This window comes from Frigidibacter sp. MR17.14 (genome assembly GCF_037095735.1).
Lineage (GTDB): Bacteria > Pseudomonadota > Alphaproteobacteria > Rhodobacterales > Rhodobacteraceae > Frigidibacter.
This window is the reverse complement of record NZ_JBAWKD010000015.1, coordinates 23068-48385: the sequence shown is the minus strand read 5'-3', so window position 1 is coordinate 48385 and position 25318 is coordinate 23068. Positions and strand designations below refer to the sequence as shown.

The following is a 25318-nucleotide window of genomic DNA, read 5'->3' as shown; positions in this document are numbered from 1 at the left end:
GCGGACGGTTCGGCATTTACCCAGACGCGCCCGACGGATAGCCTGCCCCGAAGTCCCCAAACCCGGGCAAGGGCATGTTCGGATCGCTTCTCGATTACTTCTCGTCCGCGCCGAAATCCGGCGACGAACCCCCGGTCGAACAGGCCGAACAGGCGCTGCCGATCCTGTGGATGCTCGGCAAGACCGCGGCGGGGAAAAGCTCGCTGATCCGGCTGCTGACCGCACTCGACGCGGTCGAGATCGGCAACGGCTTCACCCCCTGCACCCGCAGCGCCCGGCGTTTCGACTTCCCGCCCGGCGCGCCGCTGCTGCGCTTTCTCGACACCCGCGGCCTTGGCGAGGCGCGCTATGACCCGGCCGAGGATCTGGCCAGCTGCGCCGGGCACAGCCACGCGCTGCTGCTGGTCTGCCGGCTCGACGACCCGGTGCAGGGCGAACTGGCCGCGGCGGCGGGCGCGGTGCTGCGGCAGGGCAGCCATGCCGCCGGCATCGTCTATACCGGCGCCGACCTGATCCCCGACCCCGAGGCCCGCCGCCGCGCCCGCAGCGCCATCGCCGCCCAGCTCAAGCGCGCCATCGGCCGCGACCTGCCCGCGGTCGAGGTCGCCCTGCCAGAAACCGACCTGCCCGAAAGTGCCCCGCCCGGAGCGGCCGCACGACAGGCGGTGATCGACCTGCTTGTCGAGCTGCTGCCCTCCGCCGCGCTGCTGCTCGAGCGGCGGGCGACCGGCGAGGGCGAACAGGCGGCCTTCGACCGGCTGCGCAACCGCGTGCTGTTCTACGCGGGGCTGGCGGGTTCGTCGGATGCGCTGCCGGTGGTGGGCGCGGTCTCGGTCCCCGGCCTGCAGGCCGCGATGCTGCGCGACCTTGCCGCCGAGCACGGCGTCGGCTGGACGACCGAGACGGTGCGCGCCTTCCTCGGCGCGCTCGGGGCCGGCATCCTGCTGCGCTACAGTGCGAGCTTCGGGCTGCGGCAGGCGGCGAAGTTGATCCCGGTCTACGGGCAGACCCTCGGCGCCGCCGTGTCGGGCAGCATCAGCTTCGGCGCGACCTACGCGCTGGGCCGCGCGGCGAGCTATTTCCTGTACCGCCAGTCGCAGGGAAAGCCCGCCGACGAGGCCGAACTGCGCGAGACCTTCCGCCGCGCCTTCGCGCGCGCCGCGGATGGCGGGGGCGACGCCGGCGGCAAGGGCCCGGCCCGTCCGTCCCCCGCCCCGGCGCCCGGGGAGCGTGGCGATGATTGACCCGCGCCGCTTCTTCGCGGTCTTCCTGCGGCTGGACCGGATCGCGCTGGCGCTGCTGCTGGCCCTGCCCTTCCTGATCGCGATCCCGCTGGGCTGGATCTGGCTGGCCGAGCAGGGCCTGCTGATGGGCTACATCGTCGCCTCGCTGGGCCTTGGCGCGCTGGCGGCGGCGCTGCGGCTCGGGCTGCGCTGGTGGCGCAGCCGGCACCCCGCCGCCGCGCCCGACCTCGTGCTGGAAGCCGGCGCCGATCCCGAATGGACCCCGCGCGAGGCCGCCGCCTTCGAGGCCGCGCGCCGGCTGATCCGAAGCCGCACCGCCGAGCCGGTGCCGGTCGCGGCCCTGCCCGCCCTGTTCGAAGAGGTGATCCGCAGCGTGGCGGCCGGCAGCGGCGCGCAGGGGCGCGACCTTCTCGACTTCACGGTGCCAGAGGCGCTGCTGCTGGCCGACAACGTGCTCGTGCGCTTCCGCGGCGACCTGCGCCGGATGGTGCCCTTCGCCGACACCGTGACCGTCGGCACGCTCCTCTGGCTGTGGCGGCAGAAGGGCTGGGCCGCGACCACGCTCGATGCGGGCCAGAAGGCCTGGCGCGTGATCCGGATCCTGAAGAACCCGCCCGCCGGCATCCTGCGCGAGATCGAGGGTGCGATCGCCGGCGGCAATTCCGGCTATCTCAGCGCGCAGGCGGTGGCGGTGCTGCAGGGCCTGCTGCTGGAAGAGGCCGCGAAGGCGGCGATCGACCTTTATTCCGGCCGCCTTCGGTTCTCGGATGCGGAACTGCTCGAGCTGGAGCTGGCCGCCTCGGACCGCGACCGCGCCCGGGCCGCGCGCCCCGACGCGCCGCTGCGCATCGTCGTCGCGGGTCAGGTCAGCGCCGGGAAATCCAGCCTCGTCAACGCGCTGATCGGCCATGACGCGGCCGAGACCGACCAGCCGCCCACCACCGACCGCGCCACGGCCCATGCGCTGGTGCTGGACGGGATCGACTGCGTGCTGATCGACCTGCCGGGCCTCGACGGCAGCGCCCCGGCCGATGCCGCGACCCTTGCCGAGATGGAGGCCGCGGACCTGATCCTGTGGGTGTCGCGGCTGACGCGCCCGGCGCGCGAGATCGACCGCCGCGCGCTTGCGGCCTTCGCCGCCCGCTTCGCGGCGCTGCCCGACCGCCGGATCCCGCAGGTGCTGGCCGTGGCGACCGGGGCCGACCAGCTTCTGCCCGGCTGGCCCTTCCCCGAGAACCGCCTGCCCCGCCCCGCGCTGGACCGTGTCGCCGCGGCGGTGCGCGCGGTGGCGGGCGACCTCGGGCTGCCGGCGCCGCCGGTCGCGGTCTCGGCCGCCGCGCCGGAGTGGAACCTCGACGCGCTGCGCCAGCAGCTTTCAGCCCGGCTGGGAGAGGCGCTGATGGTGCAGCGCAACCGCGTGCGCCTGCAGGCGGCGCGGCGCGACCTGCGGGCCGAGGTCAGCCGCGCGGGTCAGGGCATCGGCACCGGCACCGCGACGCTGGGCGCGCGGCTGGTGCGGCGGATCCTCGGCGACAGCGACGACTGAACCGCCCGCTCTGCACGCGCCATCCGGATTTGCGGCGGCCTCAGGCGCTTTGCGCGTAGCCGCCGTTGTAATCCTCGCTCTTCCGGCGGATCCTCGAATGCTCGACGATCCGGTCGCGGGCGATTCCGCGGAACGCCTCGATCGAGCGATGGCCCGTGCGCTCGAGGTAATCGGCAAGGTCTCCGGTCAGCTCCTGGATCAGGTTGACGCCGATCCCGCCGCTGCCCTTCTCTTCCATCGCCGCCGTGCAGATCTGCAGGTTGCCGGCGCCGTGGGCGATGAAGTTGAAGGCCTCGCGGAAGCCGCGGATGCCGCCGATGCCCGAGATCGCCTTGTCCGGGAAGGCGCGCGAGATGTCCGAAACGCGCTGCAGCGCCTGATGCAGGATCGCCAGCCCGCCAAGCCCGCCCGAGGTGACGTAGCCGTCGACCTCAACCTCGAACTTCAGCGTCTCGGGGTCCATGAGCGGCAGCGAGGGGAAGGTGTTGCACAGCGAGATCGAGGCCGCCCCCGCCGCATAGGCCGCCCGCGCCCCGTCCACCAGCGACGAGGACGAGGGCGTCAGCTTGACCCAGATCGGCACGTCGACCGCGCTTTTGACCGCTTTCAGCACAGACGCGATGATCGCCTCGTCATTGGCGATATGCGCGCCCATGTCCTTGCGGTCCATGTGCGGGCAGGACATGTTCAGCTCGAGCGCATCGCAGCCTGCACCGACGCAGGCCCGCGCCAGCTTGCGCCAGTTCTCCATCTCGGCCTCGCCGCCCGCGCCAGCCATGATCGAGCCGATCAGCATGCGGTCGGGATAGGTGGTCTTGATCTCTTCCAGATCGGGAAGCCACTGCGCCAGCGGCTGGTCCGAGATCAGCTCCCAGTTCCACGAGGAATGCGAGACGGTGTCGGGGCGCTTGTTGCGCGAGACATAGGGCTTCTGCTCGCTGGCGCGCTGGAAGATGGTCTTCGGCCCGGCGACGTTCTCGACCGGGTGCAGGCCGATGGTCTTGGTGACGACGCCGCCCCAGCCGGCCTCGAAGGCCTTCAGGATCTTGCGCTTGCTCTCGGTCGGCGGCGCCGAGGCCAGCACGAACGGATTCACGAAATCAAGGCCGGTGAATCTGGTAGCGAGGTCGACGGACATGGCGCACTCCCGGTTTCTCCCCCTCAGGACCGTAGATTTTTACCAAGCAGTCAATATTTTTCTGTCCGGCACGGCGGTCGGGGCCCGCAACGGCCCCGCTGGGGCCGCCAAGTGATCGAAACATGGGCAAACGACCGGCCTTCGAGGACGGTCCGCACCATCCCGATGTCCGATTATGCGGGCGTTTTGGCCAGACGTCGCGCGACCGCGCTTCGCGGTCGTCCGCGGGGCGCCGGCCAGAGTCCCGCAGGACCGACGGCCCCGGCAGCGGAGAGAGGCATTCGAAAGCGACGCAGCCGCATCCCCCAATCAAGCCCCGTTCGTCGCGGCAACAACCCGATGCGGCAAATGAAAAGGCAGCCCGAAGGCTGCCATCAGACCATCACCGGCTTTCTTGGACCCTGTCCCACCGGGCAAAGCGACGCGCCAACCGGCAGCCGCCCTGCCCCGAACTACAGCCTTGAAACTCGGGGCAAAGTTAGTGCCGGAATCCAAATTTTATCAAATAAAAACAATAGTCATTTCCAACCTCGGACCATAGTTCTCGCCACCTGGGGGAAAAGTTCTGCCCCCCGCCGTGAAAGCTGCGAAAAAGAAACAAGGGCCCGCTCTCGTGGACCTCATGCCATTAAGCCATCCATACGCCCAACGATCGCTACCTACGGCACGTCGACGGTCTTCCTCGCCCGGGCTGAAACCCAGTCCGCGGCAATGACCCGGATCGCATGACGTCGTGGCTATCCAGCCATCCAGACGGCAGTGACTTCGCCAGAAAACACCCTTCGGAACGAGTCATCCGCCTTCCCAGCGTAGCCCTGGCAGGCGTCGAACACGGAAGGGACTGTCTGCGCGCCCGCCATCTGCAAGAAAGGGCATACTTCACGATCCCGCGAGTGGTGCCGGGGTCATTAACCTATCAAAATTGGGCATCGACAGGGGGGACAGCTTTCCGCGTGGAACGATCGCGGTCGCAACGGTGTGTCGCCTCTATACCTTAACGCTTCAGTGCGCCCGACGGTTTGAGCTCAGACGCGTTCCCCAAAAAAATCTTCAAGGCTCAGTAATTTTTTCGACATGCCTTGCCGATGATGCTGCGTAAGAAACTCTTGAAGGGGTCGCCGCTCTCCAGCCGCAAGGCCGCTCAGCGCGACTTTCGCGTTGTCCTCGTTCGCCGCCCCCGCCCAAAGCGAGCGCGACCGACCGACCTGTGCCTCGAGCAGCGCGATGATGTCGGCAATCAGATTAGGATGGGCGCTAGCGAGTTCCCGACGTATCCCGAGCACGTGCTGGATCGGGCAAAGGCCCCCGGCTCTGAGATACGCGACCTCGCTTTGCCGCGGATCATCAAGGAGCCGGCGGACGCGCTCGGGCTGCTCAGCGAAGCAAGATGGCGAATTCGGGTTCAAGAGAACGTCGATCTCGCCGTCGAGCAACATTTGTGACAACGTCTTCTCCGCCGGGGCGTAGGTGAGCGAGACGCCGGCCGGCGGAACAAAGTCATGTTTCAGCGGCGGTTTGCTCGTTTCCCTCCGTGCGCAGATCCAACTCACATCAGCCGGCGAGATCGCGTATCCGTCTTCGAGGAGGATCCGCGCCCAAGTGTGACCCGTGTGGTCATACTCCGAGAGGCCAACCCGCATGCCCTTGATTGCCGACAGGTCACGGCCAGGAAAGTCCGTTCGCACGTAGAAATATTTGTGCGGAAAGACCCGAGAGAAATAGTAGGGTGCCGCAATCAGCCGCCCCTTACCCTCGCTCCGCAGCCGAGCATAACGGGCGATGGACATCTCGACGATGTCGAGGTCCTCGGCGTCGAACACGCGCGAATACATCTCTCCGGGCGCTAGGGGCACCGGAGTGATCGCGGCACCGGGGATCTGCCAGTCCTGCGACAACACGTTCCGATGGTGGTCATTGGCGTGGAGCGCCATTCTCAGCTTGAGCATGGGTAAGGGCCTCCGGTCACGCGGGCAGCAGGATGACGTCATCGGGCGCAATCGAGACACCGACGGGTTGGCCCGCAGAAAGCTCGACCCGGGACTTGGAAACCAGCTGAATGCCATGCACCTCGATCTCGTATTCCGTGGCCTCGCCCAAAAAGACTTGGCTGCGCACCTTGCCGATGATCCCGCCGCCCGAGGCATCCTGCGACAGTTTCACCCGCTCGGGTCGGATCGCGACAACCGCACGTTCTGCGGCGCGTTCCAAAGTCGAGGTAGAACGCAGGGTGAAGCCGCCCAGATCGACTTCAGACCCCACGCCGTTCGAGGACAAAAGTCGCCCGTCGAGGAAGGTCGCGCTGCCGATGAACTCCGCGACGGCACGAGTGCGGGGGCGGTTGTAGATCTCGCGCGGCGACGCCTTCTGCTCAATCTTACCGTTGCGCATGAAGATGACCTGATCAGCCAGCGCCATCGCCTCGGATTGATCGTGGGTGATGTAGATCGCGGTCATCCCCAGCTCGTTGATCAGCGTGCGCAGTTCACTTCGCATCGTCTCGCGCAGCTTGGCGTCGAGGTTGCTGAGCGGCTCATCTAGCAGCATAACCTTCGGACGTGCCGCTGCACTGCGTGCCAGAGCGATGCGCTGTTGCTGACCGCCACTGAGCGTCGAGGGGAAGCGGTCCTCGGTCCCTGAAAGCCCAACCAGCGCAAGCGCGTCGCGGACCTTGCTGCGCTTCTCTTCGGTCGAAAGGTTGCCCAGGCCGTAGCTGACATTGCCGAAGACGGTCTTGTGCGGCCAAAGCGCGTAAGACTGGAACACCATCCCCAGACCGCGGTTTTCCGGCGGCACGTCGATATTGCGTCCGAACATCGGCTTCCCGTCGATCACGATCTCGCCGCTCGTCGGTTTCTCCAGCCCGGCCAGGCAGCGCAACGTCGTGGTCTTACCGCAGCCGCTGGCGCCGAGGATCACAAGGATCTCGCCCCGCGGCACGGTGAAGGTCACATCGTCGATCACATTGGTCTCACCGAAGGTCTTGACCAGGTTTCTGACAAGGATCTCGCTCATGGTGCTGGCCCTTTCAGCGATTAAGAGAGGCACGGACGGTGCCGAAAAGACGCTCCGCGACAAAAAGAACCGCGAAGATGATGGTGCATTCGAGAACCGCGATCGCGAAGGCCCCGGTCACCTCGCCGCCGTTCATCTTCGTCCAGAGATAGACCGGGATCGTCATGCTGTTCGGCGAATAGAGGACGACGCTCAGGCCGACATCGAGGAAGAACTGCACGAAGATCAGCGTCCAGATCGACATAAGTGGGGCCTTGAGCGCCGGGGCGACGATGTCGCGGAAGGCCTTGAGCGGCCCGGCCCCGCCGATCCGCGCCGCATCGACAAGGTCGGTGGAGACCTGCAATAGAGCCGAACGCGATTGCCGGACGCCCAGCCCAAGCGAGCGGACCACGAGCGCGATGAAGATCAGGCCCAGCGTGCCGTAAAGTGGCAGCGGCAGGGCAACAAACGCCCAGAGGAAGCCGATGGCGAGCAGAATTGAAGGGGTCACCGTCGGCATGATCGCCGCGTATTCAGTGAGCCTTGCGAACCGAGTCTGCGAGGTGCTGAGCAGATACGACAGCACGAAGTAGAAGGCGACCGCGACGACCCCGCCGACCACAGCCACGAGGAACGAATTGGTCAAGAGGTGCAGGAAGGTGCCGTCGGAGAGCTTGCGGTAGTTGTCGAGCGTCCAAAGCTCCCATGTCAGGCGCGAGGTGACAAAACGCATCAGAGAGGCGGTGACCAGCGCGCAGTAAGGCAGGACCACTGAGAAGAAGAGGTAGCCGAAGACCACCGCCGAAGCGAGATAGCGCCACCGTCCCAGATCCGTCGTCTTCCGACGCCCACCTTTGCCGCCCATCGTTACATAGCGCTTGGCATTGGCCATGATGCGCCGCTGCCAGAGCGTGCCTACCAGAGCGATGAGTAGGAGCATGGTGCCCGCCGCCGCCGCGAGACCCGGCTTCGCGGGCGTGTCGGCAACCGCGTAGTAGATCTGCGACATCAGCGTCTCGTATCCGCTGGGCGTGCCCAGAACGAGCGGCACCGCGAAATTCTCGGCGACGAAGACGAAAACGAGAAGGAAGGTCGAGGCGAGCGTGGGGAAGACCAGCGGCAGGGTCATGCTGAACGCGGTCTTCACAGGGTTTACGCCGAGCAGATAGGACGCTTCCTCCAGATCCGCGTCGATCGAGCGCAAAGCGCCAAGGACGGACACGAAGGCGAATGCCGCGTAATTCAGAACGAGCACCCACACCATGCCCGTGAAGCTGTAGATATCGAGCACCCGCCGAATTCCGGTCAGGTTGAAGATCAACACGTTCAGCAGACCTGCATTCGGGGCGGCAAGTGCGATCCAAGCCAGACAGGTGACCAGGTTCGACATCATGATCGGCACAATCAGCAGCGGTGCGGCTTTGCGCACCCCCGGCGCGTTGGTGCGCGCGACGACCCAAGCCAGAAGAGAGCCGAGCAGAATCGCGAGCACTGCCACAGTGGCCGACAGGACGACCGTGTTCCAGAACCGGCTTAGGAAAACCTCGCCACCATAGACTTCGGCGTAATTGCCAAGTGTGAACGCGTGTTCGCCGCCATCCTGCACGAAAGAGCCGTAGAGCAGGTAAAACATTGGCAGCGCGACCATGAGCAGGGTCGAACCAAACATCGCCCAGGTCGTCATACGCAGCGGCGTGATCCGGGGCTGACCCGGTTCGCGTGCCTCTGCCTTAAGGGGCATCGCAGTTTGCATGACCATTTCTTATCCTCCCTGGTCCGGGCACGTTGGCCCGGACCGATCCACCGCTAGTGTCGTTCGGCTTATTTCAGCCCGAACCAAGCGTTGTTCAGCGCGAGAAATTCCGTCTTCTCGGTGATCATCAGACGGGGATCGACGTCGGAGAAGGTCTTGGGATACTCATACCATTCCTCCTTCGCGACCGGTCGAGTGTCCGCGAAGCCAGTCTTCGCCGGCGCGCCGCCATAAAGGTTAAAGGCAGCGTAACCTTCATCCGAGAAGGCGTATTCCTGATAGAGTCGGGCAGCGTTCGGATGCGGCGCGTTGGCGCTGATGCCCTGTCCGGTTGCCAGCCCCATCCCGGGCTCCGGCAGGCTCCATTCGATCGGTGCGCCTTGCCCCTGCAAAGGAATGATCCCCGTCTCGCTGACCGCAAGCGCCACATCGATATCCCCGGACGCGAGCGCCCCAGCCAGGGTGTTCGCGCCGCTGAAGTTGCGAGGCTCCAGCGCAGCGAAGGCTTTCATGAAGTCCTCGCCGTAGGTCTTGTAGAGCGCGTAGTAGGGATAGAGCGTCACCCCGCCACCGCCGCTCGGGCTCATGGCGATGCCGACACGCCCCTTGAAGCGCGGATCAGTCATCCCTTGCCAGGTCGAGAGCAGCTCGATCTCTTCATCCGTGACGTTGTCGAGGTTCCATGCATTGGCCGCCAGAGCGATACGCACGGGATACCAGTAGCCCGATTTCTTGAGGCTGTCCGCGAACTGCGCGTCGGAGCTGATCTTGTATTCAAGGATTAGCCCTTCGTCCGACTGGGCGTCGAGCACGCCTGGATCGGTGTCCTGCACAATATCGGCGGTATGACGACCTGCCTTGGACTCGATCACGAAGCGCTCGCGCCTCTCACTGGTCGGCAGCTCGAAATTGGTGACATTCACGCATGGGAACCGCTTGGAGAAGGCCGCGATCTGGTTTTTCTGCGCGTCTCCCCAAGTGCCGTTGTAGATCATCACCGTTCCCTCCTTGCAGGCCGCAGCCAGAAGGTCATAGGGCACGCCGGGCATCGCTTCCTGCATGAAGGCCCAAGCGTCGGCATGTTCGGGGGCGACATCCTGTGCCCAAGCAGGAACAGCGAGGGCGAGGACGGCACAGGTGAGGGTCAATCTTGCTTTCATTTTCATGCTCCTCCCAAAGCAATTATGAAAAATATTAGGCCGTCTTGGCCAGCTCTTGAGGTTCTGGGACTCCCGGGATCGGGATGCGACGGACGAGCGCGATCAGTTGCTGCAGCTCTGTCTCCTCGATCGGCAGACGTGGCAGGCGCAGCTCACCCCCCGGCAGGCCATAAGCGTTCATCAGTGGCTTCAGGCCGCGCGCGGCCGAACCGCCGCCGATACGTGCATAGACCGACGCGAAGGCCATCAGCGTTGCGAAGGCATCGCGTAGCGCGCCACGATCTTCGGCATGCCAAGCATCGATGACGTTCTGCACCATCCGCGGCGAAAAATTGCCCTCGCCGCCCATGAAACCGTGCCCGCCAAGTCCAAGACAAGTCAGCGCGTTGGCCGGGCCTGCGCAATGGACTTCCATCCGGTCCTTCAGGCGGCCGATGAGTTCGGCGAAATGCTGGATGTCGCTGCCGCCATAGGCCACCCCGGCGAGGTTCGGATATTTGTCCGCCAGCGCCTCGATCATGTCGATCGGGATGAAGTAGCCGGAAGCCGAATGGCTAGACAGGTAAAGCGGCATGTCGGTCGCGGACAGCGCAGTTTCATAGTAAAGCCGCATCTCCCGCGGGGTGACCTTCGTCGTATGCCCGATCTGCAGCGAGAAGATTTGAGCGGCATCGACGCCGGACCGCTCCGCCGCCGCCAGGAAATCGACCATTTCAGAGGTCAGCCGCGGCTCGCATCCCATTGCATGAACCGGGACTTTGCCCTTCAGCTCCTCAACCGAGATCGCCAGAACGCGATCGCGCTCCTCGGCGCTCAGCGTGTAGCCTTCGCTGGTGCCGCTGCCTGCAACCCAGACCGTCACGCCGGCGTCGGCGAGGCGGCGCAGGTGCAGGCGGTAGGCCTGTTCGTCCAGATCGCCCGTTTTCGTGAAGGGGGTGATGCTGATCACCTTGACGCTGCAGGTCTTCTTCATCTGCTGTCCCTTTAGCAAGGTCACCGGCCCGCCTCCGACCAAATAGCCGCTATCTCTTCGGAATTGGCGACATTGGCCCATTTCCGGAGGTAGTCGAGGCTCTGCAGGTGCGGTTCGGTCGCGTAGGAGCCGGTCGCATCCTCGACCGCGACCGAGAAATAGCCGAGCGCGGAGGCGTGGCGGGCCGTAAACTCAATCCCAATCTCGGTCGCGACACCGGCAAGGACCAGCGTCCTGATACCGCGCACCTTCAGCCGTGAGTCGAGCGGTGTATCAACGAAGAGCGAGGGGACGCCCTTTTCCAGAACAACATGATGCGGCGCGGGTTCGAACCCGTCGATAAAGTCGGTCTCCGGCATGCCGCGGTTCATGAACGGCTTCAGCTTGGACGGGTGGTCGACTTTCTGCTTGCGCATCATGAAAAGCTGCATGGGCCCGCTCAGCAGGTCGAGCGGCGGAAGGATATGGCGGCTCCAGATCACCAGGACGCCAGCTCGGTCCGCAGCTTCCAGCAGGCGACGCGCCGCGGGTTTGACTGTCTCGATATTGTTCGCGCGGCCAGCGAGGCCATTCTGCATGTCCCACATCACCAGAGCGGTCGTCTTCGGCGCGACAAAGCTCTCAAGCGTCAGCGGGACCGCACTCTCTGCGGTCATGGTCATTTTGTAGATCCTCTCCTCACGGCGAGCTCCCACTCGCCCGCAGGGACCTCGGATGTGATCAGCCTGCTCCGCTGTTGTAGCGGCAGCACGACCGAGCGCGTTAGCACGAAGCTTGGGTCGATTACTGCACCAGACGCAGCAATCAGAGATTGGTCTGGTCGATGAGGCTCAGCAATTCTGCCGCGCCGCGGCTGAGCTTGCGCCGAGCATGGCGCAAGGTTCCGAGCACACGGGTAATGCGCGGTTCATTCAGCGGCACCATTCTGAGGTTCGGATAAAGCGCCGCCGTGAGGCCGGGCAGCGCAGCAACGCCAAGGCCCGCCGCCGCAAGCTCCGCCGCAGTCTGAGCGTGACGAACCTCGAACCCGGTGCGGATGCTCAGATCGAACTTCGCCAGCTCAAAATCCATCATCATCCGGATGCCCGATCCCTTCCAGACGGTGATGAGCGGCTCATCTGCAAGCTCCCGCCAGGTGATGGAACCGCGCTGCGCCAGAACGTGATCTAGTGGGCAGGCCAGGACGAAATGATCGGTGATGACCGGATGGAACTCCAGCTCCGGGTCGTCGGTCCCTAGGTAATGCACCCCGAAATCGGCCTCGCCCGAGCGGACCGCGTCGATGATCTCGCTCGCCGTGCAATCCATCACCCGGACGATCGTGTTGGGGTGGCGCTGCCGGAAGGCGCTCAATCCCGGTGGGAGTAAGCGCCGGGTTGCAGAGAGAACGCTGGCGATGGTCACCACCGGCGGCGCGCGCAGCTCTTCGCCCCGGACTGCGAGGAACAGCTCTTCCATGTCGCCCAGAAGGTTGACTGCCCGGTCGCGGACCCGTTCCCCAGACAGAGTCAGCTGAACCTTGCGGGTGGAGCGGCGCAGCAGCTCGCTGCCCAGTGACTCTTCCAGCCGCTGGATGCGCCGGGTGAGCGCAGAGGCGGACATGCCCAATTCATCGGCGGCTTTAACGTAGCTCAGGTGCTCGGAAAGCACCCGAAAGGCTTCCATGTCCGAAAGCTCGAACCTGATCCGCATCGCTCCTCCCCAGGCGCTGGCTGATCTTGGGATGAGGCAGAATAATTGACCCAGCCGCAACAAAAAGCTGCGATGTCAGTAACGGTCGAGGCGCATCAATTCGCGGTAGCGACCACTCCAGATCGCGGCAACCGCAATCGAACACAGGCCGCCGAAGACCACGGCGGGCATCGCCCCGATCAGCACCGCCCAGGTTCCGGCACGGAAGTCGCCCAACTCGTTGGCGCCACTGTTGAAGACGTTATTGATCGCGCTGACCCGACCGCGCATCGCATCTGGGGTGCGGAGTTGGATCAGGTTTTCGCGAACATAAATGCTGACCATATCGAAGGCCCCGGCGACAGCGAGGGCCACGAGCGAGAGCCAGAACAGATGCGACAGCCCGAAGGTTGTGATTGCCGCGCCATAGCCTGCGATGCTGAGCAGCATGATCGCTCCGCTGCGCCGTTCCAGCGGGCGCCAGACGAGCAACGCCGCAGAAAGCAACGTCCCGGCCGCAGGCGCCGCACGCAGCATGCCGACCTCGGCAGGTCCCACGAACAGGATCGTCGCGGCATAAACCGGCAACAGCGCCGTAGCACCGCCCAGCAGCACCGCCGTCAGGTCTAGCGTCATTGCGGCGAACAGAACCCGATCACCGAGAATGGTGTGGAAACCCTGCGACAGGTCGCTCAGCCGAGCTGGTCGTGAGGTGCGCTCCTGAGCCACCCGCCGGATGCCAAGGGCCGCGAGGGTGCCGATCGTCAGCGCAGCGGCGCAGAAGGCATAGGCGTAGATCGGCGCGGCAGCATAAATTAGCCCGCCCATCACCGGGCCGATGATGGTCATCGCCTTGCTGGTCAGCGTGTTCAGCGCGATTGCCCGAGGAACGGCTCCGCGGGGCACAATATTGATCAGCAAGGCCTTCAGCGTCGGATTGACGAAGGCTCGGGCAATGCCGATCACCCCAAGCGCCAGAAAGATCGTTAACACCGTAAGCTTGCCGTGCAGGGCCAGCAGACAGATTGCCCCCATGTCGAGCGCCATGATGGCAAAACAGGTGATGACGATCAAACGACGACTCAGACGATCTGCAGCAAGCCCACTGACCGCGATAAGTGCCAGAGCCGGCACAAAGATCATCAGTCCCGCTGCCCCGAGATAGAACGCGTTCTCGGTGAGATCGTAGAGCGTCAGCGCCAGCACGAGTAGCATGGTCTGCATCCCGAGGAAGCAGAGCGAGCGCGCCACGAGATAGGCGAAATATGTTGGCGACCACAGCAAGATGCGTCTTGCCTACTCGCCGAGCACGACATGCGTCCAATGACAATGTTTCATTCAGAAATGCACAATGGTTATAAATCATCAGGTCAGTCGGAGACGGTGCGCCAGCGCGATTTCAGGATGCGATGAAACTCGGCCGCGGCAGGTGACAGCGTGCCGTTGCGCCGACGTGTGATGCCGACCGTGCGTTCAATGACAGGATCAATCAGCGGACGGCTGGTCAGCGGCGAGGACCGCGCCCGAGGCAGGGCCATCGACGGCAGCGCCGCCACGCCAAGGCCGGACTGCACCATGCCGAGCGAAGTGGTCAGGTGCTGAACCTCATAGACGCTGCGTGGTCGTTCGGCCAAGCCGGCGAGCTTCTGGTCGATCAGCAGCCGGTTACCGCTGGTCCTGGCGGCAGTGATCAGTCGATAGGGTCGCAACTCCTCCCACCGCACTTGACGCTTTTCGGCCAGCGGATGGTCAGGCAGGCAGGCCAGCACAAAAGGCTCGCGCAGCAATGGTTCGAACTCGATCTCAGGTTCTTCGTGACCGATCAGGTTGATGCCCAGATCCGCCTCGCCCTGCAGCACGCTACGGAGCACCAGATTGGCACCTTCATCGATGATGCGCACTCTGATGCGGGGAAACTCACTCGCGAACTCCCGGATCACCTCGGGCAGGAAGAAGAAAGCCGCCGTCGGAATGCAGGCGATCGTGACCTGCCCCGAGATGCGTTCGGCGATTTCACGCACTGACAGGAGCGAGCTGTCCAGCTCTTCGATCAGGTAGCGTGCGCGGGGAATGAAGTCGCGACCCACCACCGACAGGGACACCTGTCGTGTGTTGCGGTCCAGCAGGTGAACGCCGAGCTGTTCTTCGAGTTTCTGGATCCGCCGTGTGAGCGCGGGCTGCGAGATGTTCAAGGCAAAGGCGGCCTCGCTGAAACTGCCCATATCCACAACGGTGATGAAGCTTCGCAAATCGGCCGTCGAAATATCCACCACGCAACTCCATGCATGTGACGCAATAGTTCATCCGACAAATGCATTTAACATATGCAACGGTCAATGTCAGGCCATGGGCATCGGACTCGAGGAGGAGTTGATGCGATCCATTCCCTGCATGCTGATGCGCGGCGGCACATCGAAAGGACCGTTCCTGCGCACACGTGATCTGCCCTCGGCACCGGAGGACCGCGACCGCGTCCTGCTGGCTATCGTCGGGTCGGGCCATGATCTGGAAATCGACGGAGTCGGCGGCGGTCATCCATTGTCGAGCAAGGTGGCGATGGTGGACCGATCCGAGAGCGGAGGCGCAGATGTCGACTATCTGTTCGCACAGGTCGGCGTGCGCGAGCGCTTCGTCGATACCGGTCCGAATTGCGGCAACATGCTGGTCGCGGTCGGACCCTTCGCGATCGAAGCTGGTCTGGTGCAAGCGAGCGACCCCGAAACCACGGTCCGCATCCGCAACATCAACACCAACACCCTAGTCGATGCCGTCGTCCAGACGCCTGGCGGGCAGGTGAACTACGCGGGCACCACCGCCATCGACGGCGTGCCGGGCGAATCCGCGCCGGTGAAGATCGTGTTCCGCGGCGGACAGGGATCGAAGACCGGCAGCCTGTTTCCTACCAGCAAGACGCAGGAAGTTATCGATGGCGTGCCGGTCACGCTGATCGACATGAGCGTTCCGGTGATGATGCTGAACGCCGAAAGCCTCGGGAGGACGGGTCTCGAGGGTGCCGAAGAACTCGACCCCGATCGCGCGTTCTTTGCCCGGATCGAGACGCTGCGGCTGGAAGCAGGGCGGCGGATGGGACTTGGCGACGTCAGCGGCAGTGTGCTGCCAAAAGTGATCATGGTGTCCTCGCCGCGCAATGGCGGCACCGTGACGGGGCGCTATTTCATGCCCCATGCCTGCCACCGCTCCTTTGCCGTGACCGGCGGCATCTGCCTCGCCACGGCCTGCGTAACGGCCGGAACTGTAGCGTATGAGATCGCTGCGCGGGGCCAGGCCATCTGCCGCATCGAGCACCCATCGGGGACGATGCTGATCGAGGTGGCAGCAGAAGATGGTGCCGTCACCACGGCAGCAACGATCCGGACCGCCCGCAAGATATTTTCGGGTGACATCTTTGTCCCAGACAGCCCGACCGGCCCCCAACCTCAAGGTGAGATATGACCAAGGAACTCAGCGTCGTCGTCATCAGCATCATTCCCTTCGATGCACAGGGACAGGTTGACGAAGCCGCCTATCGGCGCCACCTGCGCAGGCTCGTGAAGGCACGCTGCTCAGTCTACGTCGCTGGCAGCTCCAGCAGCGAGGCCTTCACGCTCACGCCTGAGGATCTGGATCTCGTTCTGCAGATCTCGCGCGAGGAGCTGGACGGAAAGACCACCTACCGCGCCATGGGGTTCGAGCCGCGGCAGGCTTCGGAGCTTGTGACCTTCATGAAGCACGTGGAGCGGGCGCGGATCGGCACCGCGCAGATCTTCTCCCTCGACATCGGCCACGGCACTCGCCCAAGCGAGGCCGAAATGGAGCTCTACTACCGCACGATCATCGACCAGACCCCGCTCAAGATCCACCTGTCCTGTCACCCCCGCTCGATCGGATTCGCGCTGCCGATCCCGATGATCGAACGGCTCTGCGACCGCTATGCGCAAATCACCGGCATCGCCTACGGCGGCCTCGACATGAGCTATCTTGCAGAACTGATCGCGCGGCTTGGTGATCGACTAGAAATCCACAACGCCGGACCCGCAATTGCGGTGAACACGCTCGCCCTTGGCGGAAACGGCTTCATGGGCACCGAGGGGAATGTCGCCCCGGAACTGGTGCGGTCGGTCATAGACGCCTGGCAGGCCAAGGATTACGAAGGCCTGCGGCTGTCCTATGGTAAGCTGATGCGCCTCGCCGAAATTCTTCAGCGCAACGGCGGCAAGGCAGTGCGCTCGGTCAAACCGATCCTTAATGCTATGGATCTGGACGGCGGGCACCTCCGTCCGCCGCGACTGCCGATCTCCGACGAAGATGTCCAGAAGCGGCTGACCGAGATCCACGCGCTTGAAATTCCCGGCCTTCGGGTGCCCGTCGCAGCCTAGGGCCAGTGGCAGTGGCGCGGCTCCGTTCGCCCGGCCCCTCAAAGGGGGCCGGGCGGTTTGGTCTTGTCACACGGAACGCGGTGGGCGCCTTGCTGATCGGAGCGAATTCTGACGGGGTCGCGCCGTGCAGGGAATCGCAGGCGACCCTCCCCGCCTGCAACAACCTATTCCGAAACTCGGGATCTCTAACGGCCAGCGTGGCACGCTTGCACGCTAGTTGTAGAAGCTCACAGACCACGCCGAAATAGAGAGTGTGACCGTCGCCCCGCTGCTGCCCGAACACGTTCGTGCCCGTGGTTTCGAGACCGCAGCGGTGACCCGTGCAGGGGTCGCGCCAACACAACGTGCGGCTCCGTCGCAGGCGTCAATCCCAACCGAGCGCCACGGTCGCCCCCAAGAATCCGCCGCTCGCTCAGCACCCTTGGCCGGCAGTCCCCTTGGATAGGCTGCCGGATCGACGCTGCGACGTGACGGCCTTCTTCGTCCGGGCCGAAGCCAGGTCGGCAACCATGACCCGGATCGCATGGAGTCGCGGCTCTCCAGCCATACGGACAGCGGTGACTTCGCCGGAAAACACGTTTCGGAACAGATCATCCGTCTTTCCCCAGTGGCGCTGGCAGGCGTCGCCCACCGACAGGACTGCGGCACGACCGTCGTCTTCCAGCAAGGGCATGGCCTCGATCCGCGCCAGCAACTCGTCGAGGACGCGCCTTGCGAAAATCACCCCGCGCACCGCCCCCGGCGCGTCTGCCGGGATGACCGCGGGGAGGATCCCTGAACGATATAGCGCCAGCGTCTGGTTCTGGGTGCCGCCGATATATTCGGGGACTTCCGCGAGCGGGATCGCGGCCTCGTAATCCGTGACCAGCTGTTCGACCTCCTGCACAGGCCAGACAAGGCGTCCGCTTTCGGCATCGCTGGCGCCTTCGGGCACCAGGCCGAGCTTCTGGAGAAGGCGGGACATGCGGCGTCGGTCAACCTTCAGGGTGAGTGCCAAGCTTTTCACGGAGTGAAGGCGGCGCTCGGTGACCACCTCGCCGAGGAGCTTCTCGCCGCGCATGTAGGCGTCGTGATCGAGGATGTGCTCGCGCAAGATGGTCCGGATCGGGCCGGGCGCGATCAGCTGCGAGCGACGGTCCAGCCAGTCGTAGAGCGGCCCATACATGGCGAGCGGTCCGGCATGGACGGCTGTGGCCGCCGCCCGCCCGCGGATATCGCCCAGCGCCGCATAGACAGCCTCCGCCCCCTGCTCGTAGATGCGAAATCCCGCTTCCAGTGCAGCACCGCGCTCGCGCCGCGAGAGGCGCGCCGGGCGGACGTCCTGACCATGCTCGAGAACCGTGCCCAGCATTTCGGAGGCATTCAGGATCTGCTCGATGGTCTGGTCCGCCAGCCAATCCGTGCCGTCCTTCACAACGAGCCGGTCGCTTAGCCAGGCGAGGCAGCGACCGCCCTCGGCATGGGGCGTTGCGGCCTCCGCGGCTTCGAGACCACCTGCCGCCTCTACGGCATCGCGGATGTCATCAATGCCTTCGACGTCGACCTCGACCAATGCCGATCGGTGCACCGGACAGACGGTCACAGGCCAGAAGCACCATTCAAGCCGATGCCGCCATTCGACGGGCGCCCCATCCTCGCGCAGACAATGCGGGCAGAATTGCCGGATCCGCGGTGTCAGCACCTGTCGCGAGAAGTCCTCGCCCCGGAACTGGTTGTAGCGGCTGAGCGAGCGGATCGTGCCGGCCAGCAGACGCGCAGAATCCTCGCCAACAGCCTCGGCGAAGCGGGACACGTCCTCGGAATGGCCCGAGGCGAAGCGCTGCAGTTTCACCCCGCAATCCTCGAGAAGCCGTGCCGCGCGCTGGCCGGTGTGGAGCAGCGAAAGGCGGCCCGCGTAGGACTGGACCGTCTCGATCGGATCGTAGGGGACGAAGGGCGACAGCATCGGCTTCACCACCCCCGGCTTTCCAGAAGCTTGCGCAGATCGGACCAGTCGCCGGCGTCGAAGGGCGAGGCTTCGCCGTCGACACCACCGGAAAGCACCCATGACCTGCGCGCATCTGCGAAGGTGATGGCGGTCGAGCGGTTGATCAGCGCGCGACGGATCGTGGCCTTGGCGAAGGCGATCGACCGGCCCAGTCCGCCCCTCTGCGAAAAAGCGATCCGCTCCGCAAAGGTGGGATCGTCCGGCACCTGGAGGTCCAGTTTCCGACAGCAAGCCTCGAGGAAACGCCGGAAGCGTTGCATGTCGCTACTGCCGGCGGTGAGCGGCTGCAGACGCTGGCGCAGGCGATAGCGGCGGAAGGTCTCGGGGTCGGACGAGATCCGATCCTCGAGCTGCGGCACGCCGGAGAGGATCACCGCGACGGCCCCCTCCCCCTGCAGGAGGTTCTTCAGGGTCTGGAGCGCGCCTGCGACGTCGCGCCCCGCGCCGCCGCGCAAGAGGTGGTGGCCCTCGTCGATCCAGAGCATCGCGACCCCGAGCGCCTTCAGCCGGTGGCGCACGACCGCCCAGGCCTCATGTGCCTTGGCACGCGGGGCGAGGCGCGCATATCCGGTTTCATGAAGGATGTCGGAGGCGAGGCTCTTGATCGTCGCCTCCGGTGCGACGGTGATACGGATGTAGTGGCCGGGGTTGCCGTCCTTCATCCGCTCGAGCCCCGGGATCGCCGCGAGATTGCGTTCGATCATCACGGACTTTCCGTCGCCGGACTCGCCAATGACCTGCAGCCCGAGGGTTTCTCCATTCAGCGGGTCGCGCACCGCCGCAGGCAGCAGCTCGCCGCCTGCGCCGACCTGCAGGATCTCGCGCAGGTAGTCCAGAAAGTCGTCGTCGCGGGCGTTCTTCAGGTAACGCGCCGTCAGCCAGTCTGCACGCCCCGGCAGGTCCGTTGCCGGCGGCGGTTCGGAGACGGAGGGCACGGCGCTGACGGTCGTGGTCTCGGAAGCATGGGCGGTCATCAGCGTCACTCCATCAGGTCGTCATCGTCCTCGAAGGACGTCTTGGGAACGGGTTGTGCAGGTGCGGGATGCCCGGGTGCGTCATCGGCAGCGACCTCGCCCTCCTGCAGGTCTGCCGACAGATCGACGACACCGTCGAAGAGGCCCTCGAAATCCGGCGCATCGAACTCGGTCTCTGCCGTCTTCATGAAGCGCAGGTATTCGTCCTCCGTCCGATCGTAGGTCGCATCCGTGAGGGTGGTGGGGAGAATGCCGCGCAGTGCCTTGGCCCGGTAAGCTGCGGCGTCCAGGTCCGCCAGCGCACGCGCCTTGACCGCGTCGGACCGATCGCGCTCAGCGGCGAGCCGGCGGCGGATCGCAGCAAGATCATCGAACGACTTGCCGATCCACATCGGATCTGTCGCGGTCACGGTCATCCAGTGATCCGGGGCGACCTTGACCTCGATCGCGCCGATGTCATGGGGCCACCAGGCAACCTCGAAGGTCTTTCGCTTGCCACCCGGCCCGAGGAAGATCCTCGCCAGATCCTTCGTCTGGTAGTTGATGTGCATCATGTCGATGCCGGCAGGGCCGAGTTTGCGAATGCGGCGGATCCCGAAGACCTTGCGCAGCTCCGAGCGTGACACGGCCTGCAGACGCGAGACGGTCTGGGAATGATCCCAAGCCTCTGCCGGCGTCAGGCCATTCAGGCCTTCCTGCGGGGTCAGGTGGTAGATCTCGACGATCCACCGCACCAGCCAGTGCAGGAACTCGTCGATCGACATCGAGGCCCGCTCGGCGGCGTCGTTCTCGCCACGCTGGACGACATTGCTGAACGTCCGACCGGTAAAGCGCTGAAGAAGCCCGTTGTGCAGGGTCCGGAAGAACCTCTCGACATAGGGCCGCAGCCACGGCTTCTTCGCCGGTGCCCCCATGTTGGTGAAGCCGAGGCTCGCGATCAGGTCATAGACGGTATCCGGGACGTAGTTCGGCCCGCGGTCGAGGACGATCCTCTCGGGGCGGCCGTGCATTTTCCACGGTTCGTGCGCGCCGACGGCATCCGAGTTCGGCGTCTTGTCCATGAAGATCATCTCGAGCGTCTCACGGAAGAGCGAGGTGGTCTCGCTGGCCGAGATCTGCATGCCGACGATGCAACGGGTATGGACATCGATGGCGATCGACAGTGCGACGCGACGCGTCGCCCCGTCGAGCCCGATCATCAGCCTCTCTTCGGGCTGCAGCCAATCCCAGATCCCGAGGTCTCTCAGGATGACCATCAGGTCGGTCGTGTATTCGTCGACCTCCACACGCTCGAGCGCGCGGCTCGTCTTCACGCCGACGCCGAGCGGGTGAAGGCTCTGATGGGCATGCTTCAGGCCCCGCGTCCGGATCATGTGATCCAGTGGAGCCATGTCGTCGATCACGGAGCGAACGTAATCGTAGCCGGGAATGTTGAACACGGGCCCCGGAGGCTGCTGACGCGCCGCCTGCTCGTTGTAGGCCCTGAAAACCGCATCGACGCTGGAGTGGAGCGATGCGATGGAGCAGCGCTCCCCGTCAAGCCGACTGTCGATGACCGACCGCATCAGCTCCTGTTCGGCTTCGCTGTAGCGTCCGCGACGGTTTCCCGACGCTCCGTAACTGTCGAAGAGCGCGTTTTCACCGCCCCTCTGGTGCTTCAGGAACCACTTGAAGATCTGCGCCGGGGAGGTCGACGGTTTCGACTGCGGGCCGAGGTTCACCTGCGCGCCGCCACGCTTGCGCGATGCGCCGGCCTGATCGAGGAGGTAACGATTGTAGTAGACCGAGCCGAGGCTGAGCAGATGCACATCCTGTTCCACGAAGGACGCCCGGCTTTCCTGCAGTCGGCCCTCGTCGATCATCGTCTGCGCCGCCTTGACGAAGCAGAGGCGCCAGTTCATGCGCGCGATCTCCTTCTTGTTGCGATCGACACGCCCGCGCACCTCCGCGGCCGCAAGCACGGACGGCCGCGAGAGGATCCGCAGGCGACCGTTCATGTCGTTTCGGCTGATCTCCTCGTGCGGGATGACTTCGGAGACCGGCGGGAAGATCTCGCCGGTCTCCGCATCGACGAACTCGTCCCACAAGACAAGGCAGGACGTCGGGCGCAGCTGGACAACCGTTCCACGCCGCTTGTTCAGTTCGAAGGCGGCCCCCTCCTCGAGGGGGCTCTGCACCGAGAGCGCGAGCTTGCGGTTTGCCCCGATCATGCCGCCTGCCTCACGTCATTCGCCGCGACGAGAGCAGAGTGGTCGATCCGCTCGTTGCGCACGAGGCGCAGACCACGGCCGTGAATGGCGCGCGCCACGCCAAACAGCGTCACACCGTCGTGGCGGCCCTGGTCCAGCATAGCCTCCACCGTGTTCGGTGTGCGTAGCCGGGCGCAGAGCTCGCCGATCACCCTGTCTTCATCCGCGACCGGTCGACGCGCGGCGTGGAAGAGCTCCGCATTGTGCAGCTCGACCGGATGGATGTGGCGCTCTGTGACGACGACGACCTTATCGACGACGCGTGATACTGCTGCGCGTGCGACGGCACGCATCGTCGCCTGGAACTCGGGCTTCGCAGCGATCGCCGCGGGCTTCACCGCCATGCCGATGCGCAGACCATTGTGGTAGGTAACGCGGTAGTCGAGGTAGTGGTCGCCGGGCTTGCCATTCAGCTTGCGGAACACCACCCGCTCGAGCTGCTCCTCCAGATCCACGAAGCCCGGACGGTAAACCGCGCAGAGAGCCGCGTTGTATTCGAGGAGGCTCGCGAAGCCGACGCGCTGCGGCTTGTCGAAGCCGAAGACGAACTCTCCGACGAAGTGGCCCTGCGAGGCCTTGGGGATCGGGCGCTTGGCGCGGCTCTTGGCCGGGTCAGGCAGGAAGTTGACCGAAGCGAGATGCTTCATTCGATAGGTCTCCGTTCGGCAAAGCGATGCCGTTCCTGCGCGGCGGTGCCGGCGCAGGCCTTGCTGTCGAAAGTCGGGAGAACCGCTTGCGCTCTTCTGTCGAGAGCTTACCTTTCAGGTCGATTCTACGGGTTCGCCCGACACCTTGCGCCCGGCCTCGTGCCGGGCTTTTTCTTGCTCAGGGATGATCTCTTCGGAAGTTTCTCCGGATGGCTGCTCGATGCCCCGAATGATTCTGCCGCGACCCGAAAATCGAAACCCGGAAATTTCCGCGGTCCGCAAAGATTCTCTGGATCGACATCCTGCCGAGTCGAGTCTGCGAAAAACCATATGGAACAATCAGTTACCGACGCCGCCCGGCCCCTGAAGCGACGCGCCCCCCGGGCCGAAAAGCTCGCCGAGCCCGTCGTAGTTCTTGCCGACTTTCCGTCCGGAGGGTCCCGAGCAGACGTTTGTCGCCAGATGAGGACGCGGTCGGCACAGCGCCCGGCTTTCGGTGACCCGGCTGTCATGTCAGCGACCTTGGAAGGGGGCCAGAACGAAGGGAAGGCGTCATATCGATAGGTGCAGTTCGTCCGCTACCGGGACGCCAGCGCCCGGCCGATTATGGGTTCAAGGGTATCGAATCGTTGAGAGATCACCGTGGCAACGAGGCTAGAGGTTCACCACATGCGGGCGAGTGACGCAAGTCGACGAACTCACGCAAGCCACTGAAATAGCTCAGTTATATTTTCGCACGGCTGTTGGCAGCAGAGCATCAGTCACGGGGATGATTTTTCGCAAAGCTGCATCGTGGCCATGTTTCGGCGTGCAACCACGCGACCACCTTCATGAGGATCAATGCAGACAGGGCCTGGAAGCGCATGCTCTTCGTCAACGCCAAGCACTCGACAAGCGGACGACGCACCGCCCGTGGTCACTCCAGCGTCCGGCTGGCGGGATGAGGAACGAGATCAGGCTTTGCATTTCGCATAGGCAAGGGCTGTCGGCACCATGCCGGACGCTGCGACCGCGCGCCCGGTGACCATTGAATATCTGACGTTCAGGTGCGCCCTCAGGCAGCGTCACGCGGATCGTGGCCGTTCGGCTTGCCGTAGAGACCGATGTTGGCATCGCCCCAGTCCTTCAGCGCCCGCAGGATCGGCTCCATCGTGCGCCCGAGGTCGGACAGCGCATATTCCACCTTCGGCGGCACCTGCGCATAGACCTTGCGGGTGATCAGCCCGTCCTCCTCCATCTCGCGCAGCTGGTTGGTGAGCATCCTGGGGGTGCAGTTCTCGACATGTCGGCGGATCTCGTTGAAGCGCAGCGTGCCCGACAGCAGATGCCACAGGATGATCGACTTCCACTTGCCGTCGATCAGCGCGATCGCCGCTTCGACCGAGCAACCCGGCGTGCAGTCGAACCGCGAGTGGCGGGCCTTGGCCATGACAGTATCCTTTTCGACACTATGTGCATCGGTTGTGCGTATTGCCGTTCATCGAGGCTACCCCCAGTTTCAGGTCCGATCAACGACGCTGCGCGACGCCGCGCGGGACTGACGAAGGAGACACCCCATGAAAGCCATCGGCTACCGCATCCCCGGCCCGATCGATCGCCCGGATGCGCTCGAGGACATCGAGCTGCCCCGCCCCGTCGCGACCGGCCACGACCTGCTGGTCGAGGTTGCCGCGGTCTCGGTCAACCCAGTCGACACAAAGGTCCGCAAGAGCGCGGCCGCGCCAGAGGGCGGATGGAAGGTGCTCGGCTGGGACGCCGTCGGGCGCGTGATCGAGACCGGCCCCGAGGTGCAGGGCTTCGCCCCCGGCGACGAGGTCTACTATGCAGGCTCGATCACCCGCGACGGCGCCAACAGCGAGTATCACCTCGTCGATGCGCGCATCGCCGCGAAGAAGCCCGCGACGCTCGGCACTGCCGAAGCCGCAGCGCTGCCGCTGACCGCGATCACCGCCTGGGAGATGCTCTTCGACCGACTGGACATCCGCCGCCCCGTCCCCGGCGCGGCCCCGGCCATCCTGATCATCGGCGGCGCGGGCGGCGTGGGCTCGATCGCGATCCAGCTTGTCCGGGCCCTGACCGACCTGATGGTGATCGCCACCGCCTCGCGCCCCGAGACGCAAGCCTGGGTGAGAGAGCTTGGCGCCCATCATGTGCTCGATCATTCGAAGCCGCTCGCCGAGCAGGTGGCGGCGCTGAAGATCGGCGCGCCGGGCTTCGTCTTCTCCACCACCCATACCGACAGCCACCTGGCCGAGGTTCAGCAGCTGATCGCGCCGCAGGGACGGTTCGGGCTGATCGACGATCCGGCGACGCTCGACGTCCTGGGCTTCAAGCGCAAGGCGGTCTCGATCCATTGGGAGCTGATGTTCACCCGCCCGATCTTCGGCACGCCGGATCTGGCCGAGCAGGGCAAGCTGCTGGCCGAGGTCGCGCGGCTGGTCGACGAAGGCCGGATCCGCACGACGCTGACCGAGACGCTTTCGCCGATCAACGCGGCCAACCTGCGCCGGGCCCATGCGCTGATCGAAAGCAATCGGGCGAAGGGCAAGATCGTGCTGGAAAGCTTCTGACCGGGATCCCACCGGATCTCCCGTTCGGCCGCGCAA

At 64.8% G+C, this 25318-nt stretch carries 20 protein-coding genes; 5 read left to right on the top strand and 15 right to left on the bottom strand.

Annotated features, from left to right (window positions below; genetic code table 11):
• Positions 1–74: 74 nt before the first annotated feature.
• Entirely contained in the window at positions 75–1244 is a 1170-nt protein-coding gene (locus tag V8J36_RS20730; RefSeq protein ID WP_336469232.1) for a YcjF family protein, read from the top strand.
• Complete coding sequence (locus V8J36_RS20725) at positions 1237–2790, top strand: GTPase (protein WP_336469231.1); 1554 nt, start codon at positions 1237–1239, stop codon at positions 2788–2790. The genes V8J36_RS20730 and V8J36_RS20725 overlap by 8 nt, the downstream gene beginning before the upstream one ends.
• Before the next feature lie 40 nt (positions 2791–2830).
• On the opposite strand, the gene V8J36_RS20720 is transcribed toward V8J36_RS20725, so the two are convergent.
• From V8J36_RS20720 to V8J36_RS20675, 10 genes are all read right to left on the bottom strand, one after another.
• The gene (locus V8J36_RS20720; RefSeq protein WP_336469230.1) at positions 2831–3928 is read right to left on the bottom strand and encodes a tRNA-dihydrouridine synthase; all 1098 of its coding nucleotides are present in this window, start codon (positions 3926–3928) and stop codon (positions 2831–2833) included.
• 1025 nt (positions 3929–4953) lie between these two features.
• Complete coding sequence (locus V8J36_RS20715) at positions 4954–5874, bottom strand: hypothetical protein (RefSeq protein WP_336469229.1); 921 nt, start codon at positions 5872–5874, stop codon at positions 4954–4956.
• Between the two features lie 16 nt (positions 5875–5890).
• Positions 5891–6940, bottom strand: coding sequence for an ABC transporter ATP-binding protein (locus tag V8J36_RS20710; protein WP_336469228.1), 1050 nt, complete (start codon positions 6938–6940; stop codon positions 5891–5893).
• Between the two features lie 13 nt (positions 6941–6953).
• The gene (locus V8J36_RS20705; RefSeq protein ID WP_336469227.1) at positions 6954–8681 is read right to left on the bottom strand and encodes an ABC transporter permease; all 1728 of its coding nucleotides are present in this window, start codon (positions 8679–8681) and stop codon (positions 6954–6956) included.
• A 62-nt stretch (positions 8682–8743) separates the two neighbouring features.
• Positions 8744–9835 carry an ABC transporter substrate-binding protein gene (locus V8J36_RS20700; RefSeq protein ID WP_336469226.1) on the bottom strand — a complete coding sequence of 364 codons (1092 nt, stop codon included), beginning with the start codon at positions 9833–9835 and terminating at the stop codon, positions 8744–8746.
• Positions 9836–9869: 34 nt separating this feature from the next.
• Positions 9870–10808 (bottom strand): dihydrodipicolinate synthase family protein, encoded by a 939-nt coding sequence (locus tag V8J36_RS20695; RefSeq protein ID WP_336469225.1) that lies wholly within the window; start codon positions 10806–10808, stop codon positions 9870–9872.
• A 20-nt stretch (positions 10809–10828) separates the two neighbouring features.
• Positions 10829–11470: an isochorismatase family cysteine hydrolase gene (locus V8J36_RS20690; protein ID WP_336469224.1), complete on the bottom strand. Its 642-nt coding sequence runs from the start codon at positions 11468–11470 to the stop codon at positions 10829–10831.
• A 142-nt stretch (positions 11471–11612) separates the two neighbouring features.
• Positions 11613–12500, bottom strand: a complete 888-nt coding sequence (locus V8J36_RS20685) for a LysR family transcriptional regulator (protein WP_336469223.1) — start codon at positions 12498–12500, stop codon at positions 11613–11615.
• Between the two features lie 75 nt (positions 12501–12575).
• Positions 12576–13730, bottom strand: coding sequence for an MFS transporter (locus V8J36_RS20680; RefSeq protein WP_336469255.1), 1155 nt, complete (start codon positions 13728–13730; stop codon positions 12576–12578).
• 119 nt (positions 13731–13849) lie between these two features.
• The gene (locus V8J36_RS20675) at positions 13850–14749 is read right to left on the bottom strand and encodes a LysR family transcriptional regulator (protein WP_336469222.1); all 900 of its coding nucleotides are present in this window, start codon (positions 14747–14749) and stop codon (positions 13850–13852) included.
• A 76-nt stretch (positions 14750–14825) separates the two neighbouring features.
• Here V8J36_RS20675 and V8J36_RS20670 point away from each other — a divergent pair, with 76 nt between their 5' ends.
• Positions 14826–15932, top strand: a complete 1107-nt coding sequence (locus V8J36_RS20670) for a 4-oxalomesaconate tautomerase (protein WP_336469221.1) — start codon at positions 14826–14828, stop codon at positions 15930–15932.
• Entirely contained in the window at positions 15929–16855 is a 927-nt protein-coding gene (locus V8J36_RS20665; RefSeq protein ID WP_336469220.1) for a dihydrodipicolinate synthase family protein, read from the top strand. Before V8J36_RS20670 ends, V8J36_RS20665 begins: the two co-directional genes overlap by 4 nt.
• A 412-nt stretch (positions 16856–17267) precedes the next feature.
• Here V8J36_RS20665 and V8J36_RS20660 read toward each other — a convergent pair whose 3' ends face one another.
• From V8J36_RS20660 to V8J36_RS20640, 5 genes are all read right to left on the bottom strand, one after another.
• The gene (locus tag V8J36_RS20660) at positions 17268–18800 is read right to left on the bottom strand and encodes a TniQ family protein (RefSeq protein WP_336469219.1); all 1533 of its coding nucleotides are present in this window, start codon (positions 18798–18800) and stop codon (positions 17268–17270) included.
• Between the two features lie 5 nt (positions 18801–18805).
• On the bottom strand, positions 18806–19816 hold the full coding sequence (locus V8J36_RS20655; RefSeq protein ID WP_336469218.1) for a TniB family NTP-binding protein: 1011 nt from the start codon (positions 19814–19816) through the stop codon (positions 18806–18808).
• A 5-nt stretch (positions 19817–19821) separates the two neighbouring features.
• Positions 19822–22026: a hypothetical protein gene (locus V8J36_RS20650; protein ID WP_336469217.1), complete on the bottom strand. Its 2205-nt coding sequence runs from the start codon at positions 22024–22026 to the stop codon at positions 19822–19824.
• Entirely contained in the window at positions 22023–22712 is a 690-nt protein-coding gene (locus tag V8J36_RS20645) for a hypothetical protein (protein WP_336469216.1), read from the bottom strand. Before V8J36_RS20645 ends, V8J36_RS20650 begins: the two co-directional genes overlap by 4 nt.
• 1054 nt (positions 22713–23766) lie before the next feature.
• Complete coding sequence (locus tag V8J36_RS20640; protein ID WP_336469215.1) at positions 23767–24141, bottom strand: winged helix-turn-helix transcriptional regulator; 375 nt, start codon at positions 24139–24141, stop codon at positions 23767–23769.
• Positions 24142–24268: 127 nt separating this feature from the next.
• On the opposite strand from V8J36_RS20640, the gene V8J36_RS20635 reads away from it, so the two are divergent.
• Positions 24269–25282: a zinc-binding alcohol dehydrogenase family protein gene (locus V8J36_RS20635; protein WP_336469214.1), complete on the top strand. Its 1014-nt coding sequence runs from the start codon at positions 24269–24271 to the stop codon at positions 25280–25282.
• The last annotated feature ends 36 nt before the right edge of the window (positions 25283–25318 follow it).

What these genes read in the sequence shown, in the direction of transcription:
- V8J36_RS20730 (WP_336469232.1), top strand. Translation starts at nt 75, where the DNA reads ATGTTCGGATCGCTTCTCGATTACTTCTCGTCCGCGCCGAAATCCGGC.
- V8J36_RS20725 (WP_336469231.1), top strand. Translation starts at nt 1,237, where the DNA reads ATGATTGACCCGCGCCGCTTCTTCGCGGTCTTCCTGCGGCTGGACCGG.
- V8J36_RS20720 (WP_336469230.1), bottom strand. Translation starts at nt 3,928, where the DNA reads ATGTCCGTCGACCTCGCTACCAGATTCACCGGCCTTGATTTCGTGAAT.
- V8J36_RS20715 (WP_336469229.1), bottom strand. Translation starts at nt 5,874, where the DNA reads ATGCTCAAGCTGAGAATGGCGCTCCACGCCAATGACCACCATCGGAAC.
- V8J36_RS20710 (WP_336469228.1), bottom strand. Translation starts at nt 6,940, where the DNA reads ATGAGCGAGATCCTTGTCAGAAACCTGGTCAAGACCTTCGGTGAGACC.
- V8J36_RS20705 (WP_336469227.1), bottom strand. Translation starts at nt 8,681, where the DNA reads ATGGTCATGCAAACTGCGATGCCCCTTAAGGCAGAGGCACGCGAACCG.
- V8J36_RS20700 (WP_336469226.1), bottom strand. Translation starts at nt 9,835, where the DNA reads ATGAAAGCAAGATTGACCCTCACCTGTGCCGTCCTCGCCCTCGCTGTT.
- V8J36_RS20695 (WP_336469225.1), bottom strand. Translation starts at nt 10,808, where the DNA reads ATGAAGAAGACCTGCAGCGTCAAGGTGATCAGCATCACCCCCTTCACG.
- V8J36_RS20690 (WP_336469224.1), bottom strand. Translation starts at nt 11,470, where the DNA reads ATGACCATGACCGCAGAGAGTGCGGTCCCGCTGACGCTTGAGAGCTTT.
- V8J36_RS20685 (WP_336469223.1), bottom strand. Translation starts at nt 12,500, where the DNA reads ATGCGGATCAGGTTCGAGCTTTCGGACATGGAAGCCTTTCGGGTGCTT.
- V8J36_RS20670 (WP_336469221.1), top strand. Translation starts at nt 14,826, where the DNA reads ATGGGCATCGGACTCGAGGAGGAGTTGATGCGATCCATTCCCTGCATG.
- V8J36_RS20665 (WP_336469220.1), top strand. Translation starts at nt 15,929, where the DNA reads ATGACCAAGGAACTCAGCGTCGTCGTCATCAGCATCATTCCCTTCGAT.
- V8J36_RS20660 (WP_336469219.1), bottom strand. Translation starts at nt 18,800, where the DNA reads ATGCTGTCGCCCTTCGTCCCCTACGATCCGATCGAGACGGTCCAGTCC.
- V8J36_RS20655 (WP_336469218.1), bottom strand. Translation starts at nt 19,816, where the DNA reads ATGACCGCCCATGCTTCCGAGACCACGACCGTCAGCGCCGTGCCCTCC.
- V8J36_RS20650 (WP_336469217.1), bottom strand. Translation starts at nt 22,026, where the DNA reads ATGATCGGGGCAAACCGCAAGCTCGCGCTCTCGGTGCAGAGCCCCCTC.
- V8J36_RS20645 (WP_336469216.1), bottom strand. Translation starts at nt 22,712, where the DNA reads ATGAAGCATCTCGCTTCGGTCAACTTCCTGCCTGACCCGGCCAAGAGC.
- V8J36_RS20640 (WP_336469215.1), bottom strand. Translation starts at nt 24,141, where the DNA reads ATGGCCAAGGCCCGCCACTCGCGGTTCGACTGCACGCCGGGTTGCTCG.
- V8J36_RS20635 (WP_336469214.1), top strand. Translation starts at nt 24,269, where the DNA reads ATGAAAGCCATCGGCTACCGCATCCCCGGCCCGATCGATCGCCCGGAT.